The 15,378-nt window shown below is 49.0% G+C and carries 17 protein-coding genes and 1 riboswitch; of the genes, 10 read left to right on the top strand and 7 right to left on the bottom strand.

Annotated features, from left to right (window positions below):
* Positions 1-5: 5 nt before the first annotated feature.
* Complete coding sequence (locus DX130_RS08775; protein ID WP_240644367.1) at positions 6-992, bottom strand: YpdA family putative bacillithiol disulfide reductase; 987 nt, start codon at positions 990-992, stop codon at positions 6-8.
* Between the two features lie 174 nt (positions 993-1,166).
* Here DX130_RS08775 and DX130_RS08770 point away from each other — a divergent pair, with 174 nt between their 5' ends.
* Positions 1,167-1,688, top strand: coding sequence for an ADP-heptose synthase (locus DX130_RS08770; RefSeq protein WP_116044449.1), 522 nt, complete (start codon positions 1,167-1,169; stop codon positions 1,686-1,688).
* 59 nt (positions 1,689-1,747) lie between these two features.
* On the opposite strand, the gene xerS is transcribed toward DX130_RS08770, so the two are convergent.
* The gene (gene xerS / locus DX130_RS08765) at positions 1,748-2,845 is read right to left on the bottom strand and encodes a tyrosine recombinase XerS (protein WP_116044447.1); all 1,098 of its coding nucleotides are present in this window, start codon (positions 2,843-2,845) and stop codon (positions 1,748-1,750) included.
* Positions 2,846-2,919: 74 nt separating this feature from the next.
* Positions 2,920-3,483: a histidine phosphatase family protein gene (locus tag DX130_RS08760; protein WP_116044446.1), complete on the bottom strand. Its 564-nt coding sequence runs from the start codon at positions 3,481-3,483 to the stop codon at positions 2,920-2,922.
* Between the two features lie 225 nt (positions 3,484-3,708).
* Between DX130_RS08760 and sleB the strand changes: the two genes are divergently transcribed.
* The 4 genes from sleB (at position 3,709) to DX130_RS08740 (ending at position 6,633) form a co-directional block, all read left to right on the top strand.
* Positions 3,709-4,365 (top strand): spore cortex-lytic enzyme, encoded by a 657-nt coding sequence (gene sleB / locus DX130_RS08755; protein WP_116044444.1) that lies wholly within the window; start codon positions 3,709-3,711, stop codon positions 4,363-4,365.
* Between the two features lie 113 nt (positions 4,366-4,478).
* The gene (locus DX130_RS08750) at positions 4,479-5,198 is read left to right on the top strand and encodes a DsbA family oxidoreductase (protein ID WP_116044442.1); all 720 of its coding nucleotides are present in this window, start codon (positions 4,479-4,481) and stop codon (positions 5,196-5,198) included.
* Between the two features lie 65 nt (positions 5,199-5,263).
* Positions 5,264-6,352, top strand: a complete 1,089-nt coding sequence (locus DX130_RS08745) for a lactonase family protein (RefSeq protein ID WP_116044441.1) — start codon at positions 5,264-5,266, stop codon at positions 6,350-6,352.
* Positions 6,353-6,417: 65 nt separating this feature from the next.
* A complete protein-coding gene (locus tag DX130_RS08740) occupies positions 6,418-6,633 on the top strand; it encodes a cold-inducible protein YdjO-related protein (RefSeq protein WP_116044439.1) in 216 nt (71 codons plus the stop codon).
* Positions 6,634-6,706: 73 nt separating this feature from the next.
* Here the strand turns inward: DX130_RS08740 and DX130_RS08735 are convergent, their stop codons facing one another.
* Both DX130_RS08735 and DX130_RS08730 read right to left on the bottom strand, forming a co-directional pair.
* Entirely contained in the window at positions 6,707-7,021 is a 315-nt protein-coding gene (locus DX130_RS08735) for a DMT family transporter (protein ID WP_116044437.1), read from the bottom strand.
* Positions 7,018-7,389, bottom strand: coding sequence for a DMT family transporter (locus DX130_RS08730; protein ID WP_116044436.1), 372 nt, complete (start codon positions 7,387-7,389; stop codon positions 7,018-7,020). Before DX130_RS08730 ends, DX130_RS08735 begins: the two co-directional genes overlap by 4 nt.
* A 120-nt stretch (positions 7,390-7,509) precedes the next feature.
* Positions 7,510-7,610: riboswitch (guanidine-I (ykkC/yxkD leader) on the bottom strand.
* A 107-nt stretch (positions 7,611-7,717) separates the two neighbouring features.
* On the opposite strand from DX130_RS08730, the gene DX130_RS08725 reads away from it, so the two are divergent.
* Together DX130_RS08725 and DX130_RS08720 are read left to right on the top strand one after the other, a co-directional pair.
* Positions 7,718-8,164: a thiol-disulfide oxidoreductase DCC family protein gene (locus tag DX130_RS08725; RefSeq protein WP_116044434.1), complete on the top strand. Its 447-nt coding sequence runs from the start codon at positions 7,718-7,720 to the stop codon at positions 8,162-8,164.
* Between the two features lie 39 nt (positions 8,165-8,203).
* Positions 8,204-9,082, top strand: coding sequence for a radical SAM/SPASM domain-containing protein (locus tag DX130_RS08720; RefSeq protein ID WP_116044432.1), 879 nt, complete (start codon positions 8,204-8,206; stop codon positions 9,080-9,082).
* On the opposite strand, the gene DX130_RS08715 is transcribed toward DX130_RS08720, so the two are convergent.
* Both DX130_RS08715 and DX130_RS08710 read right to left on the bottom strand, forming a co-directional pair.
* On the bottom strand, positions 9,064-10,251 hold the full coding sequence (locus DX130_RS08715; RefSeq protein ID WP_116044431.1) for a chloride channel protein: 1,188 nt from the start codon (positions 10,249-10,251) through the stop codon (positions 9,064-9,066). The two genes, DX130_RS08720 and DX130_RS08715, sit on opposite strands and share 19 nt — an antisense overlap.
* Positions 10,252-10,377: 126 nt before the next feature.
* A complete protein-coding gene (locus DX130_RS08710; RefSeq protein WP_116044430.1) occupies positions 10,378-11,337 on the bottom strand; it encodes a cation diffusion facilitator family transporter in 960 nt (319 codons plus the stop codon).
* Between the two features lie 182 nt (positions 11,338-11,519).
* Here DX130_RS08710 and DX130_RS08705 point away from each other — a divergent pair, with 182 nt between their 5' ends.
* The 3 genes from DX130_RS08705 to DX130_RS08695 all read left to right on the top strand — a co-directional run bounded on the left by DX130_RS08705 (position 11,520) and on the right by DX130_RS08695 (position 15,284).
* Positions 11,520-11,945, top strand: coding sequence for a GNAT family N-acetyltransferase (locus DX130_RS08705; RefSeq protein ID WP_116044429.1), 426 nt, complete (start codon positions 11,520-11,522; stop codon positions 11,943-11,945).
* Between the two features lie 63 nt (positions 11,946-12,008).
* Entirely contained in the window at positions 12,009-13,439 is a 1,431-nt protein-coding gene (locus DX130_RS08700) for an MBOAT family O-acyltransferase (protein WP_116044428.1), read from the top strand.
* A gap of 9 nt (positions 13,440-13,448) precedes the next feature.
* Positions 13,449-15,284, top strand: coding sequence for a polysaccharide deacetylase family protein (locus DX130_RS08695; protein ID WP_116044427.1), 1,836 nt, complete (start codon positions 13,449-13,451; stop codon positions 15,282-15,284).
* Positions 15,285-15,378: the final 94 nt, after the last annotated feature.

Genomic DNA, 15,378 nt, shown 5'->3' with positions numbered 1-15,378 from the left:
CGCCGTTATTTTTGTTGACTGCGCATATGCTGAACAATTTTGCGGCCATGGAATCGGCCAGACTCGATAAAGATTTCATTAGCCTCATGTCTGGAAGCGACAACGCCTGCGAGGTAAATGCCTGGAACATTCGTCTCCATCGTATCCTCATGGAAGGTAGGATAACCTTCAGCCTCGATGGTGACACCAGCATTGCTTAGGAAGCCGCGATCAGGGTGAAAACCGGTCAAGGCCAGTACAAAATCATTGGCTAGCTGCTCTTGGCCATGCTCATGCTGAACGACGACATAAGTATCGGCAATTTCGGTAATTCTGGATGCGAATCGCATGGCAATGGTGCCTTTCGAAACTTTGCCCTCGAATGTGGGTCTGACCCATGGCTTAATGCTAGTGGAATATTGCGCTCCGCGATAGACGACCGTTACTTTGGCGCCGACACGCTCCAGCTCCAGTGCAGCATCGATGGCAGAATTGCTGCCTCCGATAATAGCCACTTCCATACCTGCATACGGATGGGCCTCACGGAAGAAATGACTGACCTTTTCCGTATCTTCACCGGGAATGCCTAGCCGATTGGGATGATCAAAGTAACCGGTGGCGATGATGACATGCCTTGCATACCGCACTCTCGGTGATCCGAAGCGATCTTCGCCGGATAGCTTGAAGCCGTCTTGGGCGCGCTCAATCGATAAGATCGTCTCATAGGGCTGAACACGCACGTTGTGGCGCTGTGCAGCTATGCGATAATAGTTGAGCGCTTCCAGCCGGGATGGCTTGTCATTAGCTGTAGTGAACGGAATATCGCCAATCTCCAGATTTTCGGGCGAGCTGAAAAAATGCATGTATGTAGGATATTGCGAAATGGAATGGACGATGTTGCGTTTTTCGATAATAAGCGGACTCAAACCTTCACGCTGCAACTCGATAGCCGCAGCGAGGCCGCAAGGACCCGCGCCAATAATAATGGTATGTTCGATTGTATGATTAGACATGTATACATCCCCCTGTAGAACAGCTGCTAAAATGCACAATGATTACTCACATTGTACTTCGGACGGCGTTGGTGCGCAAATTTGGCGAATAACTATCTTGAACGAGCAAAGGTTTATTGTATAATATGGTGAAAGCTTATCGTTACACAGATTGATTGAATCAGGGGGATTGGCATGCGTCGACGGTTTGTAATAGAAGCAGTGATGGTAGCAACGTATGGACATCTTCTCGTGCCTAGTCGTCCGGTTGATTATGTTGTTCCCTATTCCTCCATTGCGGAGCTGTACGATATGAGGGACGGTTCGGACCCGGTGATGGACAATCCCGATGACGACGGTCACGTGAAGTCGAAGATTATAGAACTGATTGCTTTTTTCGAGGATTCGCTAAACCGGAAGAAGATTGAGAAGGCGCTGCAGGTGCCGTGGCGGGAAAGCTCGGCTCTGTTGTTGAGCGACGATATTCATTTTACCGTTGTGAATGCATTGGATAACGCACAGTATGGAGAAATCTTTGATCCCATTGAGACGGAGCTTCTGCTGACCGGCATCAAGCTGGGTATTCCATTGCTGTCGGATCAATTCGAGTTTCAGGATAAGCTTATTGAGGCGGAAGTGCCTGTGCAAGTATATGATATCGAGGATTTCGAGTTTGCGGTGGAGGAAGGCATCTCTGCTGAGGATCTGGAAGTATAGCGGCGTCTAATGGAATAAGCGATCGAATAGAAGAAGACAAGTTGGACCAGGGCTATGCCCTAATCGTCCGACTTGTCTTCTTTTTGTCTGCGGTCAATGGCCTGAGCCATTGTCTTATCTGTCAGATGAGCGTAAATTTGCGTAGTTTCGGGAGAAGCATGCCCAAGCTGCTCTTGTGTTTTATAAATATCGTTCTGCAAATAATAATCAGTGGCGAAGGAATGCCGCAGCTTATGTACAGATAGATAGGGCTTGCCGAAACGCTTGGCGTATTTGATAACCATAGCTTGGATAGCCCGCTTGGTCATACGGGAGCCTTCATTATTGCCGTTAGCTATCGCTAGAAAAAGCGCCTTTTCCCGCCTTGGACATTTGTAACGGATTTCCCTAAGCGATAAATAATGATTTAAGTCCTCAATCGCATCGTTGCGGAAGTAGACGGGGGTTTTGAAGTCATCGTCATTTTTGCCTTTACGGTATACATAACACAGCTTTTTCTTCAGGTCGATGTCATCGGTGTTCAGATTGACCAGCTCCGAGACACGAAGTCCTGAATGAAGAATAAAGCTGATGATGCAAGCGTCTCTAATTTTGTTCAGTTCGTAAGAGTAGGAGGCTTGCTTGTTTTTGGCAATCTCAACCCCGTAGCCTTGCTTGATATATGCAAGAAACTCGGTGATTTCCTCCTCCTGGAGGAGCTTTCCCTCCAGCTTAGCTGCTGTATCCTTTGGCTTGTGCGTACGCTTGATCGTGACCTTTGCCATGACATTGCGCTTGAGCAGAGGGTAGAAGTCGTCGTCCTCCGCGATTTGGCTCAAATAATGGAACAAGGAGCGAAGCGAGGACAGCTTCCTGGAGATCGTCGTGCGATTGTTCCGCTCAGGCTTATACGTAGAGAGGAACATGCGATAGGCATCGATGCTCTCCATCTTAAGCGTCTCCAAATCTCGCAGAGGCACTTCTTTTAAATTGGTCGTTTCGGTCAAACCTTCGCTAATCAGCCAATGCAGAAATGTCTCATAATCTCTCATGTATTCTACAAGCGAAGAAGGAGAGAGGTCAGGCAATTTATAGTTAATAAATTGTTCGATGTACCACGGCATCGTTGGAAGCTTGGCGTCCAGTTCTTGCCGGTCCTTTATCTTGATAATATTCATAGCTCTTCTCCTTGAAATCGATATCCTTAGCTTATTGTACCAATGGACTTGAATGGGGACAATCCGAAGAAGGACTACAAAATCATTTTATATATTCCTGCCTCACCAAGAAAATCTTTTCTTGTCAGTCCGTTTTCTCCAAGCATCATTCGATAATTCGTGATGGTACCGTCATGTGAAATCACAAATATTTTGTTATATCCATCTCCAATCCAGGCTAGTAATTGCTTGGCATATCCTTCAAAGACATCTTGGTCGATCCTGTTAATTCCTTCTTCCCAGCAATCCAGACCAAAATCAATTATTTTTGCGTCGCGATAAAGGTCTGAAATCTCAGATTTTGAAAGGATATAATCACAAGCCAGAAAAGGGAATTCAGGATTTTGCGGAAACATTCTCGGACCGACAAGCGGTGTAATGATGAAGTTCATATCATTTTTCAAGATTATTGCGGACTCAATTGTACGTTTGGTTGGACTCACAAGAAGCAGATCCTCACTTTTAACTATTATTTTATCTCGTAATTGTGAGACTTGAGACTTCCCGTATTCTGTAAGACGGGGATGTAAAGTATTTAACCGAGTTGGGTATTCGTTGAGATGTTCTCCATGACCATGCCTAATAAATATAAACTCCATCTTGCCTCCCCCTAACATGAAACTCTATAGGAAGGTATTCGCGCCAGCAATTAAACTATCCTGTCTCTCTCGATAGAACTCTCTTAGGAACAGCTCATAATTACCGACTTCAGCGATCTAGCAAATATATGTAATTAGTTGAATTCTATTACATGCCTAATTCGTCTATGTTACACTACAACGAGTCGCTTGGGCGGCAATGGATGAAGGAGGTCATGTTCCAAGATGAAGAAAAAAATCGTTGTCATGACGTTGGCATTCGCCCTATGGGCTACAGCCATGACCGGCTTGTCGGCACCGACTGCACATGCAGCCGCACCGCCAACATTATCTTACGGAAGCACAGCTCCGGATGTACCGGACTTACAATATCGTTTGAAAGTTTTGGGTTACTTTAATACAGATGTTACGCCGTTCTTCGGCCATGTAACAAAGGATTCTCTTGTTCGTTTCCAGCAGGACTATGGGTTAGCGGCTGACGGAGTAGCAGGCAGCCAGACATGGGCTATGCTCAAGAAAGTGTCCGTGAACAAACATGAGCTTGATCTGATGGCCCGAGTTATCTACGGCGAGTCAAGAGGGGAGCCGTATGTAGGCCAAGTTGCTGTTGGTGCAGTTGTGATGAACCGTTTGGCTTCCACAAGCTTCCCGAATACGGTAAAGGGCGTCATCGAGCAGCCAAGAGCGTTCACCGCAGTGGATGACGGTCAATATTATTTGGTGCCGAACAAGCAAGCTTACTTGGCGGCACTCGACGCGGTTCGCGGTTATGATCCGACGAACGGGGCACTGTATTACTTTAATCCGGATACCGCGACTTCCGCGTGGATCTGGACACGGACCCAGACAGACAAGATTGGACGCCATATATTTGCAGTCTAGACAGCATGCTCCGCCACTGGAATGGCGGGGCATGTTTTTTGTATGCCGCTATTCGTTCATTGCCATGGAACATGGTATAATAAAGGTTACATTCATTCAGGAGGTGGAAGTACATGAAAGTTGAAATATGGTCGGACTTTGTATGTCCGTTCTGTTATATCGGGAAGAGGAAATTCGAGGCGGCTTTAGCTCAGTTCGCCCATAAGGAACATATCGAGATCGAATTTAGAAGCTTCGAGCTTGATCCCCACACAGATTCAACCGCAAGAATGGGCACGTACGAGATGCTGTCGAAGAAGTATGGCATGACCGTAGAACAAGCGAAAGCATCCAGTGAAAATGTCAAGCAGCAAGCTGCCGAAGTCGGGCTCGAATTCAAATTCGAAGGCGCTTTGGTGCTGAACACATTCGACACCCATCGTCTTGCACAGTACGGAGAGGCGCAGGGCCGCGGCTACGAGACGGCTGAACGGTTGTTCCGGGCTTACTTTACCGATAACGATGATCTGTCAAACAAAGATCGTCTGGTGGAGCTGGCTGTCGAGGCCGGACTTGATGAAGCGGGGGCTAGAGAGGTTCTGGAATCGGATCAGTTCGCGGATATCGTCCGCGCGCAAGAGGAGGAAGGCAGCCGTCTGGGTATTCGTGGCGTGCCGTTCTTTGTGATTGACCGGAAGTATGCTGTGTCCGGCGCACAATCTCCGGCCGTATTTCTCGATACGCTGAATAAAGCGTGGGAAGCCAAATACCCTGTACTTATGCAAGTCAGCGACGACGGGACTGGTGCGACTTGCACTGACGGGTATTGCGTTCCCGGCACGGACAAGGCTTAATATAGCGAATGGGCCGACTGTCGGCCGTCCATATTAATTATCTGTTTGTTGGGGAGGAATAGGTTGTGGCTGCTGAACAACGTCAATTGCTTGTATTCTCGGGATCGTACGCTGAAGAATCCGATCTTGGACTTCGGGTATTCCGTTTGGATGAGACGAGCGGGCAATTAACGGAGACCGGCTCTTATGCCGGCTTGAAAAATCCGACGTTCGTCCATGTTGATGCTGAGCGAAAGCTGCTCTACTCGATATCGGAAGGCGTGGGCGAGGAAGGTAAGAAAGCAGGAGAAGTGGCATCATTCCGCATTGACGAGCAAGAAGGAACGCTGGAGCTGCTGAGCCGCCGCTTGACGGTAACAGGAACGACTTGTCATATTCAACGCGATCCAGGCAATCGTTTCTTATCCGTAACCAGCTATCATGGAGGGATGATCGGACTACTGCGCATTGAGGGTGAAGGCATTATCGGTGAGTTGGCAGATGTTCGCCAGCACGAGGGCAGCAGCGTTGATCCCCAGTCGCAGGACAGACCTCATCCACATTCCAGCTTCTACAGTCCTGACGGGCGTTTCTTACTTGTACAAGACCTGGGACTTGATCTCATTGCAACTTATCGTCTTGATGCGGAGGATGGGAAGCTGATATTGCATGATACGATAAGGCTTCACGGTGGAGCAGGGCCCCGCCACTTGACGTTCCATCCGAGCGGGAAGTTTGCTTTTGTTATTAATGAGCTGAATTCCACGATTACCTCATTAGCATATGATCAGGCTGAGGGCAAGCTGGAAGTACTGGATACGGTCAGCACGCTTCCTGATGATTATAATGGAGAAAATGGTACAGCCGAAATTGCCATCTCCCAAGACGGACGTTATCTGTATGGTTCTAATCGCGGACATGACAGCATTGTCGTATTTGCCGTGAATGCGGATAACGGAAGCTTGAGTCTTCTGCAGCATATTCATTCGGGCGGGGGACATCCAAGGCATTTCTCCTTGACGCCAAATGGGAAGTTTCTGCTTGTCGCCAATCGCGATGCCAATAATATCGTGACGTTCAGTGTGGATGCGGAGCAGGGAACCTTGCAGGCAACAGGATATGAAGCGGAAGCGACTAAACCGGTTTGTGTGGTACCGACATATTTTACTGTATAAATAGTTAATGACATAAATAAAAGAGAAATCCGATGAAATTGGATATATGAAAGGGATCGTTATTCTTGACTACGAGCACAGACACGAAAGATAATCTTAAGCCTACAAAAATTTGGAAATGCAAAAATGCGGATTGTAAAGCATGGGTAAGGGATGAATTCGCTGCATCCGAGCAGAAATGCCCGATCTGCAGCGGCCCTATGCTTCGCAGCATGAGGCATCTCCCGCCCGTTCAAAACAAAGCAAAGTCGCAGCCTCGCAAACCGAAATCGGATTTCTAATCCTTTTCATACAATCGCCCATGTTCCTTCAACGGAGCATGGGCGATTGATGATTTTATGATGATTTGGCCAATTAACCAATAAGTTTCAGACCGATGACGGCACCGAGTACAAATGCGATAAACAAAATACGCAGAAAGTTTTTGGATTCACGGAAGAACAAGATACCGACAAGCGCACTTCCGACCGTGCCAATACCTGTCCACACTGCATATGCAGTACCCATAGGCATATCCTTCATGCCAAGGGATAGAAGAATAAAGCTGATCAGGAAACCGCCGCCAAGCATAAGGGCACTTTGTAGCGATGCTTTTTTGTTGTATTGAGCAATACCAGCTACACCGACAACCTCGAACAATCCTGCCATAATGACGAGAAACCAACTCATGCAGGCTCACCTTCTTTCTTTGGAAGATGGTCTTCATCGTTGCCGTGCGTGACCATTTTCAGGCCGACAATGCCGACGAGAAGTACGGCTACTAACCCGATCTTGCTCCAGCGGAACGGCTCGCCGAAAACACTCATCTCTACGAGCACGGTGCCGACTGTGCCAAGTCCGACGAATACGGCATAGGCTGTGCTTGTCGGCAATTTCTTAGCCGTATAGATCAACAGCAGGAAACTAACGATGATAGCGACAATCGTTCCTGCCCAATGTGCCATAGTCTCGGCATGCTTCAATCCCATCACCCACAGCACTTCAAAACAAGCCGCTACGATGACGAGCAACCAATACTTGTTTTGGCTCGATTTCATGGTACGTCCACTCCTTTTCTTTATCTTTTGATTTTGATAAAAACTTCATTCACTGCAACTAAGAGGGCGGCTGATTCCTAAAATTGGCACAAAAAAAGCCCTGGGAGCATCTGGTCGATGTTCTCCCGGGCTTTTATCCCTCCGTGTTGCCGTGGCTGCAGCCGCGGGTCTTCCCTCGGACCAGACCGGCTAAGCGCCGCGGAACCCTAGAAGACTATTATTCATGAAGTTTCGTTTGATTATAGTACACTCCGGGGCAGGGGTCAAGTGCAAGTTTGTTATGAATATGATAGGATGAAGATAATCAAAGCTGGGAGGACATAAAATCATGGCGCAGCTGAATAGTCAGAGCCAGGACGGGAAAGAGACCATCATATTCATTGATGGCGAATGCCACCTATGCCAGAATATAACGAAATATTTGGTCAAGCATGATCATAGACGAACGTTTTCCTTTGCTACGCTGCAATCCGCTGCCGGGCAGCGCTTGCTTCGAGAAGGAGGATTACCCACGGATGATTGGGATTCCTTTGTGCTGTTCGAGAGCGGCCGCTTCTATACGAACTCTGGTGCTGCTCTGCGAGTAATGAAAGGTCTCGGCGGCTGGAGAGGTCTGCTCTATGCTCTCATTATTGTTCCTGCGCCTTTACGGAATGCCGTCTATGGATGGATAGCAAAAAACCGTCATCGATTGTCCGGCGGCGCACAATCTTGTTTAATGCCTACACCGGAAGTGATGTCACGATTCGTAAAAAACGGCATCTCTACGCCATAAAGCATGTCGAATGAAAGTTGATTAATGGAGAGAAACTGGATGAAAAAGTTCAAAAAATTTTATATAGAAACGACTAGCATTTGCAATTTATCCTGTACGTTTTGCCCGCCAACCCAAAGAGCGAAAGGCTTTCTGTCCGTCGAGGATTTCACTCGTACACTGGATCAGGTTAAGCCGTTTACGGATTACATCTACTTCCATGTGAAGGGAGAGCCGCTTCTGCATCCCAAGATTGACAAGCTGTTAGACATTGCCCATGAGAAGGGGTTCAAAGTCAACATTACGACAAACGGAACATTAATTACAAAAAATAAAGCAAAGCTGTTGAATAAACCTGCTCTGCGCCAACTCAACTTCTCGCTTCACAGCTTCGACGGGCATCCTGGCTCGGAAGACAAAGCGGGGTATTTGGCCGACATTCTTGCTTTCGTCAAGGAAGCGAATGAGTCCAGCGATGTGATCGTGTCCTACCGGTTATGGAACCTGGATATGAACAATGAAATTAATAAGCAAGAAGATAAAAACAGAGAGCTTCTTGGCATGATCGAGGAGGCATATTCGCTCGATTATCGTATCGAGGAGAAGTTCAAGCCGGGTACGGGTGTGAAGATCGCGGACCGGATTTACTTGAACCAGGACCCGGAGTTCAAATGGCCCGATCTGAGGGAACCAGAGGACGATGGCAGAGGGTTCTGTCATGCGCTCCGCAATCAAGCAGGAGTTTTGATTGACGGAACCGTTATTCCTTGCTGTCTGGATGGGGAGGGTGTCATCGATCTGGGCAATATTCACGAACAGCCCTTTGCAGATATTATCGAGGGTGAGCGGGCAAACAACTTGTACGACGGCTTCTCCCGCAGGGAAGCCGTCGAAGAGCTGTGCCGAAAATGCGGATATCGTCAACGCTTCGGCGCATAGGCGCGGACGTCTGCTTCGTAGATGCCTGTGCGGCCCGATACAGCGGCACTAATAAAGCATGCGAGCAATAGATAAAGCGCACCCTCCATGCCGAATAACTCTAGACCGAGAATGGTACAGGCGATGGGAGTTTTGGAGGCTGCGCCGAATACGGATGCGAGGCCTAATGCGGCAAGGAACGAGGCCGGCATAGCCAAGCTTGCGGATAATACGCTGCCGAGCGATGAGCCGATAACGAATAAAGGGGTCACTTCACCGCCTATAAAGCCGGACCCGAGCGTCACGGATGTGAATAAGGTTTTCCATAGGAACGCAAGCGGAGTTCCATCACCGGCAAATGCTTCTTCCATAAGAGGAAGGCCTAATCCAAGATAATCGCGGCTCCCTAATCCGTAGACGAGGGCAATAATGACAGTGCCGCCCACGAAGCTGCGAAGGACGGGATGTTTGAAGCCGCGTGCAAACAGACTTTTGAGTCCGGCCGTAAGCTGGACGAACAGAGAAGAGATCAAGCCGAAAGCAATTGCGGCTGCTGCCACCTTGAGCACCGCAAGCCAACTAAGCTCGGGAATTACGCCGATTGCATAATGGCTATGCGTGATTCCCCATGCAAGCGTCACCCAGTGACCGGTAAAGCTGGCTATCAGACACGGCAGCAGCGCTTCATAGCGCATGGAACCTCGGGCACTGGCTTCAAGTCCGAAGAGGGCACCGGCAATCGGGGTTCCGAAGACCGAGCCGAAGCCTGCCCCGATGCCGCATAAGACCATCCTTCTGCGCTCTGATTCGGTGAGACCAAGCTTGCGGCCGATAGCCGAGGAGAGACTGCCGCTCATCTGAACGGCAGTTCCTTCGCGTCCTGCCGAGCCTCCGAAAAGATGTGTCATTAGCGTGCCGATCAGGACAAGCGGAGCCATTCGAAGAGGAACGTGGCCACTGCCGCTATGCACTTGCTCCAATACCAGATTGGTGCCGCGTCCGGCCTCATTGCCGAATTTCATATAGATAAGGCTTACGGCGGCGCCTCCGAGCGGCAGCAGCCATAAGAGCCATGGGTGTTTCGTCTGCAGCAGTGTAACGCTATCCAGGCTAGCGATAAACAGGGCGGAAGCTGATCCCGCCGCAATGCCGATCAGAACAGGGAGAGGAATCCACTTCAGCCATTTCATCAGGTTCAGGTTGCATCTCCTCCGGGATTATCTTACATAGGATCTAGTGGTTACTGAACCCTATCATACAATGGATGGATACAGTTAGGAAGGGACCTGAATGTGAGAAGAAGGCGAATCAGAGGGCTATGGGCGCTTCCAGGATATAACGCCATTGTCGTCCATGATGCCAAGTGTAACGTCTGCTATATCCGGATCTCCCAGAAGCTTGGCGCGTATGCGGTGATTGATTTCGGTCGCTTCCGCAAGGGAGAAGCCTTTGTGAAGCTCGACATAGGCTTCCACATGGTAGCTTCGTCCTTCTTGGACAATTCGCAGCTTACCGATATCCGCAACGTCAGGATTTTCCAAAATGATAGCTCCGATGCGTTCCTCGACGTCCTTCGGTGCCGCTACGCCAATGAGGCCTACCATATTGTCGTAGCCAACCTTGAAGGCAACGCCGATCATGAGACAGGCAATCAGGATGGTGGCAATGCCGTCCATCAGCTTGAAGCTGGAATATTCGGCAAGTATGATGGCGACAAGAGCGAATAAGGCGCCCAGCGTAGCTACAACATCTTCATAGAATACGAGCCGGGTTGGCGGCGCAGCTCTGCCCGCATTGCGGATGGCAGAGGGCAGAATGCCTAAGCCTGTGGCTCCGCTGCGTGTTTCCTTGACGATTTCCTTCATCGCTTTGATTAGAATGGAACCGTCAATGATGATAGCAACGAGTAGAATAATAAAGTTCAGCCAAAAGCTTGAGGCTTCCTCAGGATGCTTGATCAGCTTAAGCCCTTTGTGGAAGGTCTCATATGCCATAATCGTTACCACGATGACAGCGATCATACAGAAGAGATTTACGACCCGGCCGAAGCCTGTCGGGAATCGCTTGGTCGGCTGTCGTTCGGCGAGCACGCTGCCGAAGAAGACGAACCCTTGGTTCACTGCATCCGCGACGGAATGCATGGCGGAGGCGAACATGGTGCCGCTGCCGCTGATGGACGCTCCGATGGCCTTAATGATGGCTAACCCGGTATTGCCAATTGCTGCTGTAGCGGATGATGTATTGCCTTTTTTGACCAGCGTCCAAAAATTGCCCATAAAATGATTGACCCTCCATAACCCGACTTTAAGTGCTATCACAAGACATTATATGTCTATTATGGGTTTACTTCAATCAAGGAATGCATGGAGGAGAAACGACGATTTTTGAACGATTTTGGCAATTTGGGTAGATAGCATTATAATGGATAAGATGATGTTGAAGGGAGTGGCGGAGAGCCATGCTTACAAGTGAAAGAGTAGAATCGAAAGAACAGCTAGATGAGGCTTACCGCATCCGTATGGAAGTATTCGTAAATGAACAAGGCGTGTCGCCCGAGGCTGAGATTGACGAGCATGAGGAAGAGGCGATTCATGTTCTGGTTAAGTATAACGGGAAAGCAGCAGGAGCAGGCCGAATACGGGTCGTTGAAGGAGTTGCGAAGCTGGAGCGAATATGTGTGCTAGCTCCGTACCGCAAGCATAAGATCGGTGCTGCGATCATGGCGGAGCTTGAAGAAGTGGCGAGGGAGGCCGACTTGACCAAGGCGAAGCTTCATGCTCAGACTCAAGCTGCAGGATTCTACGAGAAGCAGGGATATAGCGCGGATTCCGATGTGTTCATGGAGGAAGGCATACCGCATATTCGCATGATCAAAAAGCTGTAGAGCAAGTATAGGGAACGCTTCAGTCGATTACCGACACGCATCTATTGAAAGAAGGTTGCCACGTTGATTTTTTCAACTTATACATTTATATTCATTTTTCTGCCGATAACCTTCCTCGGTTACCGATTGCTGACGTATGTGAAGGAGCCGAATGTTGCGAAGCTATGGCTCGTTATCGCATCCATCTACTTCTATGCGCAAGGCAGTGGAAATTTTGTCGTGCTGTTCATGCTCGACATCTTGGTTAACTTTGCGATCGGCAACCTGATCGTGAAGGCGGGCAAAAGAAGATCGAATTGGTCGAAGCGGCTTCTGCTTACGATCGGCTTATTGCTTAATGTTGCCTTTCTGGGTTACTACAAATATGCGAATTTCGCGATTGAAAATGTCAATCATTTGACCGGACAAGCCTTCCCGCTGCTGGAAATTATTTTGCCGCTCGGGATTTCGTTCTACACGTTCCAACTGATTGCCTATCTGGTCGATTGTTATAAAGGACTGACCAAGAAAACGCCAATCGTGGATTTCCTATTGTTCATTACGTTTTTCCCGCAATTGATCGTTGGCCCGATCGTGCATCATGCCGATGTCATCCCGCAATACCAGGATAAGGCGATGCGGCGCATCAATTCGGCCAATATGATGCTGGGCATATTCCTATTCTCCATCGGTTGTGCCAAAAAGATTATGCTGGCAGATCCCATAACAAGCTATGCCTCAGCCTTCTACGCGAATGTCGGAGCAGGCGATACACTCTCGGCATGGCTGGCGTCGGTCGGTTATACGATCTCCTATTATTTTGATTTATCCGGCTATGCGGACATGGCGCTGGGACTTGCGCTGCTATTCAATATTAGGCTGCCGCATAACTTCAATTCGCCATACAAGGCGCGGAACTTCCGCGAGTATTGGCAGAGATGGCATATGACGTTGTCGAAGTTTCTGTCCGACTATATCTTCCGCAGCTTCTACCGCAAGGGGAGCGGGAGCTTCAACTTTTACTTCGCTGTCATGATGACCTTCTTCGTGTCGGGCTTCTGGCATGGCGCAGGCTGGCAATTTATTGTGTGGGGCATTATTAACGGCATATTTGTCTGTATGGCGCATTTCATGTACCGGAACAAGTGGAAGCTGCCTTTCTTCCTGGCCTGGACGCTGACGTTCGCAGGAGTAGTCGGAACTCGAATTCTGTTCGTGTCTGATACGATGGGCGAGGCGTGGACGGTCATTCGCAAGATGTTCAGCGTGCATGATTTCGCTGGCATGGATATGTCTGCTGCGCTGACTAAGATCGTAAGTTTTGGCGCTTACAATGCTTATACAATCGCGTTGTTGTTTGTCGGCATGGCCATCTCGTTCTTCGGCAAAAATTCAACGCAGATGGCGCAAGACTTCAAGCCAAACATTCGCTACGCGGTGGCGGCTGCGCTGTTGCTGGGCATCTCGCTGGCTCAGATGACATCGGTATCTAATTTCTTATATTTCCAATTTTGAGGTGACGCAATGAGTTTGCGCAAATGGTTGATCGCGTTTGTCGCTTCGCTGGGTCTTGCAGCAGCGGTGGTGGCAGGCTTCAATGTTGTCGTTGACCCTTTCGGCGTTTTCGGCGACAAGGTGTTGAAGTGGCATTCCTACAATATGGTCAACAATCCGCGCGTAGCCAAGATCGGCTACCTGGATCAGTATCATGAACGCTATAATTCGTATATTATCGGCGGCTCTAAGTCAAGCTCGATCTCGCCCGAGCTGTTGAACAAATACTATGGCGACGATGCCAGCTTCTACAGCATGCTAATGTACGGCGGCGATTTTCATGATTACGAGAAGACGCTCTATTACTTGATGGATGAATACAAGCCCAAAAATATCGTCGTACATATGAGCTTGCAGGAAATCAGCCACTTCAACGAGAAGGCGACAGACTTCAAGCAATCGCTCCATGCCAAGGTATCGGGCGATTCTAAATTCTCATTTTATCTGGATTATTTGAAGCTCAATCCCTCTTACGGCTATGACAAGCTTCAGGGCTATGCCAAGCGGGCGGTCGATTCGTTCGAATACTCGCAATTCATACCGGAGACAGGCGTCTACAATAAAGTGAAGCGGGACGCCGAGAAGGTCGACGACTTGGAAGCCTACATGCAAGCGAACAAGGCGGCCTTCGCGCCGTTTGGCAAGCTTGAAGCTTCGGCTCTCGACAAGAACGTTGAGGCGCTTGCGCGAATGAAGGCTTATGCGGAGTCGCATGGCGCGACGTTCCGGCTCATTACGGGAGCAACCTCCGAGCAGGAGCTGCTCAGCTATGATATGGAGGATCTGAAGGAATACTGGACCAAGCTGGCCGAGGTGACGGACTTCTGGGACTTCTCCGGCTACACGCCAATCAGCGGCGATCCTAGATACTTCTATGACACGATGCATTATCGCAATTCAATTGGCAACATGATGCTTGGTTATATCTTCAAGGACGACAATGCATATGTGCCAAGCGGTTTCGGACATTTGACGACGAAAGATAATGTTGCGGAGCACGCAGCTGCCGTATTCGAACGTCCAGCGGCAGCTTCTAAGGATGCTGTCGATATTCCAATTCTCGTCTATCATCATATCGATGATGATCCGTACGAGCCGAACTCGCTTATTACACCTCCAGCAAAATTCAGGAGCGATATGGAAGCGATCAAGGCGGCTGGCTTCAACGCGGTGCTGATCACGGATTTGATTGACTATGTAGATGGGAAGAAGGAACTTCCGGATAATCCGGTCGCCATTACGTTCGATGACGGATACTTAAGCAATTATGAGTATGGCTATCCGGTTTTGAAGGAATTGAGTCTCAATGCGACTATCTCGATTATAGGCTGGTCCGTCGGACGCGATGAGCATCGTCTTCCGGGCAAGCAGTTCTATCCTCACTTTACGTGGGAACAGGCGAAGATTATGCAGGACTCTGGCGTCATCGATATCCAGAACCATAGCTTCGACATGCATGAATCGAACCCGGATGATCCTAAGGTCCGCAGCGGTGTGCTGCAAATGTCTAATGAATCTGCCGCGGATTACGCGAGAGCGCTCCATTCCGATATCGGAGGCATGGCGAAGTCGGTTGAGGAGCAGCTTGGCAATACGGTGAATGTATTTACGTATCCGTTCGGCTTCTATTCTCATTTGTCGGAGCAAATTTTGAAAGATATGGGGTATCGCGCTACCTTATCGACCAAATCGGGCATCAGTCAAATCGTCAAAGGTGATCCCGAATCGCTTTTTGCGCTGAAGCGTATTAATGGCGGGCCTGAAGTGCCAAGCGAAACGCTGGTGGCAAGGCTGCAAGGGAAATAGGACGGATATTGAACAGGGACGGATTAAGTTCCGCTAAGCAATAGCGCAATGAAAGAGACTGTCGGGCATTTGGCCTGACAGTCTCTTTGTCATT

The organism is Paenibacillus paeoniae, from assembly GCF_003388735.1.
GTDB lineage: Bacteria > Bacillota > Bacilli > Paenibacillales > Paenibacillaceae > Pristimantibacillus > Pristimantibacillus paeoniae.
This window is presented reverse-complemented; position numbering and strand designations above follow the sequence as displayed.

What these genes read in the sequence shown, in the direction of transcription:
- DX130_RS08725 (WP_116044434.1), top strand. Translation starts at nt 7,718, where the DNA reads ATGGCGCAGCTGAATAGTCAGAGCCAGGACGGGAAAGAGACCATCATA.
- DX130_RS08720 (WP_116044432.1), top strand. Translation starts at nt 8,204, where the DNA reads ATGAAAAAGTTCAAAAAATTTTATATAGAAACGACTAGCATTTGCAAT.
- DX130_RS08715 (WP_116044431.1), bottom strand. Translation starts at nt 10,251, where the DNA reads ATGAAATGGCTGAAGTGGATTCCTCTCCCTGTTCTGATCGGCATTGCG.
- DX130_RS08775 (WP_240644367.1), bottom strand. Translation starts at nt 992, where the DNA reads ATGTCTAATCATACAATCGAACATACCATTATTATTGGCGCGGGTCCT.
- DX130_RS08760 (WP_116044446.1), bottom strand. Translation starts at nt 3,483, where the DNA reads ATGGAGTTTATATTTATTAGGCATGGTCATGGAGAACATCTCAACGAA.
- DX130_RS08770 (WP_116044449.1), top strand. Translation starts at nt 1,167, where the DNA reads ATGCGTCGACGGTTTGTAATAGAAGCAGTGATGGTAGCAACGTATGGA.
- DX130_RS08730 (WP_116044436.1), bottom strand. Translation starts at nt 7,389, where the DNA reads ATGAAATCGAGCCAAAACAAGTATTGGTTGCTCGTCATCGTAGCGGCT.
- xerS (WP_116044447.1), bottom strand. Translation starts at nt 2,845, where the DNA reads ATGAATATTATCAAGATAAAGGACCGGCAAGAACTGGACGCCAAGCTT.
- DX130_RS08705 (WP_116044429.1), top strand. Translation starts at nt 11,520, where the DNA reads ATGCTTACAAGTGAAAGAGTAGAATCGAAAGAACAGCTAGATGAGGCT.
- DX130_RS08735 (WP_116044437.1), bottom strand. Translation starts at nt 7,021, where the DNA reads ATGAGTTGGTTTCTCGTCATTATGGCAGGATTGTTCGAGGTTGTCGGT.
- DX130_RS08750 (WP_116044442.1), top strand. Translation starts at nt 4,479, where the DNA reads ATGAAAGTTGAAATATGGTCGGACTTTGTATGTCCGTTCTGTTATATC.
- sleB (WP_116044444.1), top strand. Translation starts at nt 3,709, where the DNA reads ATGAAGAAAAAAATCGTTGTCATGACGTTGGCATTCGCCCTATGGGCT.
- DX130_RS08695 (WP_116044427.1), top strand. Translation starts at nt 13,449, where the DNA reads ATGAGTTTGCGCAAATGGTTGATCGCGTTTGTCGCTTCGCTGGGTCTT.
- DX130_RS08710 (WP_116044430.1), bottom strand. Translation starts at nt 11,337, where the DNA reads ATGGGCAATTTTTGGACGCTGGTCAAAAAAGGCAATACATCATCCGCT.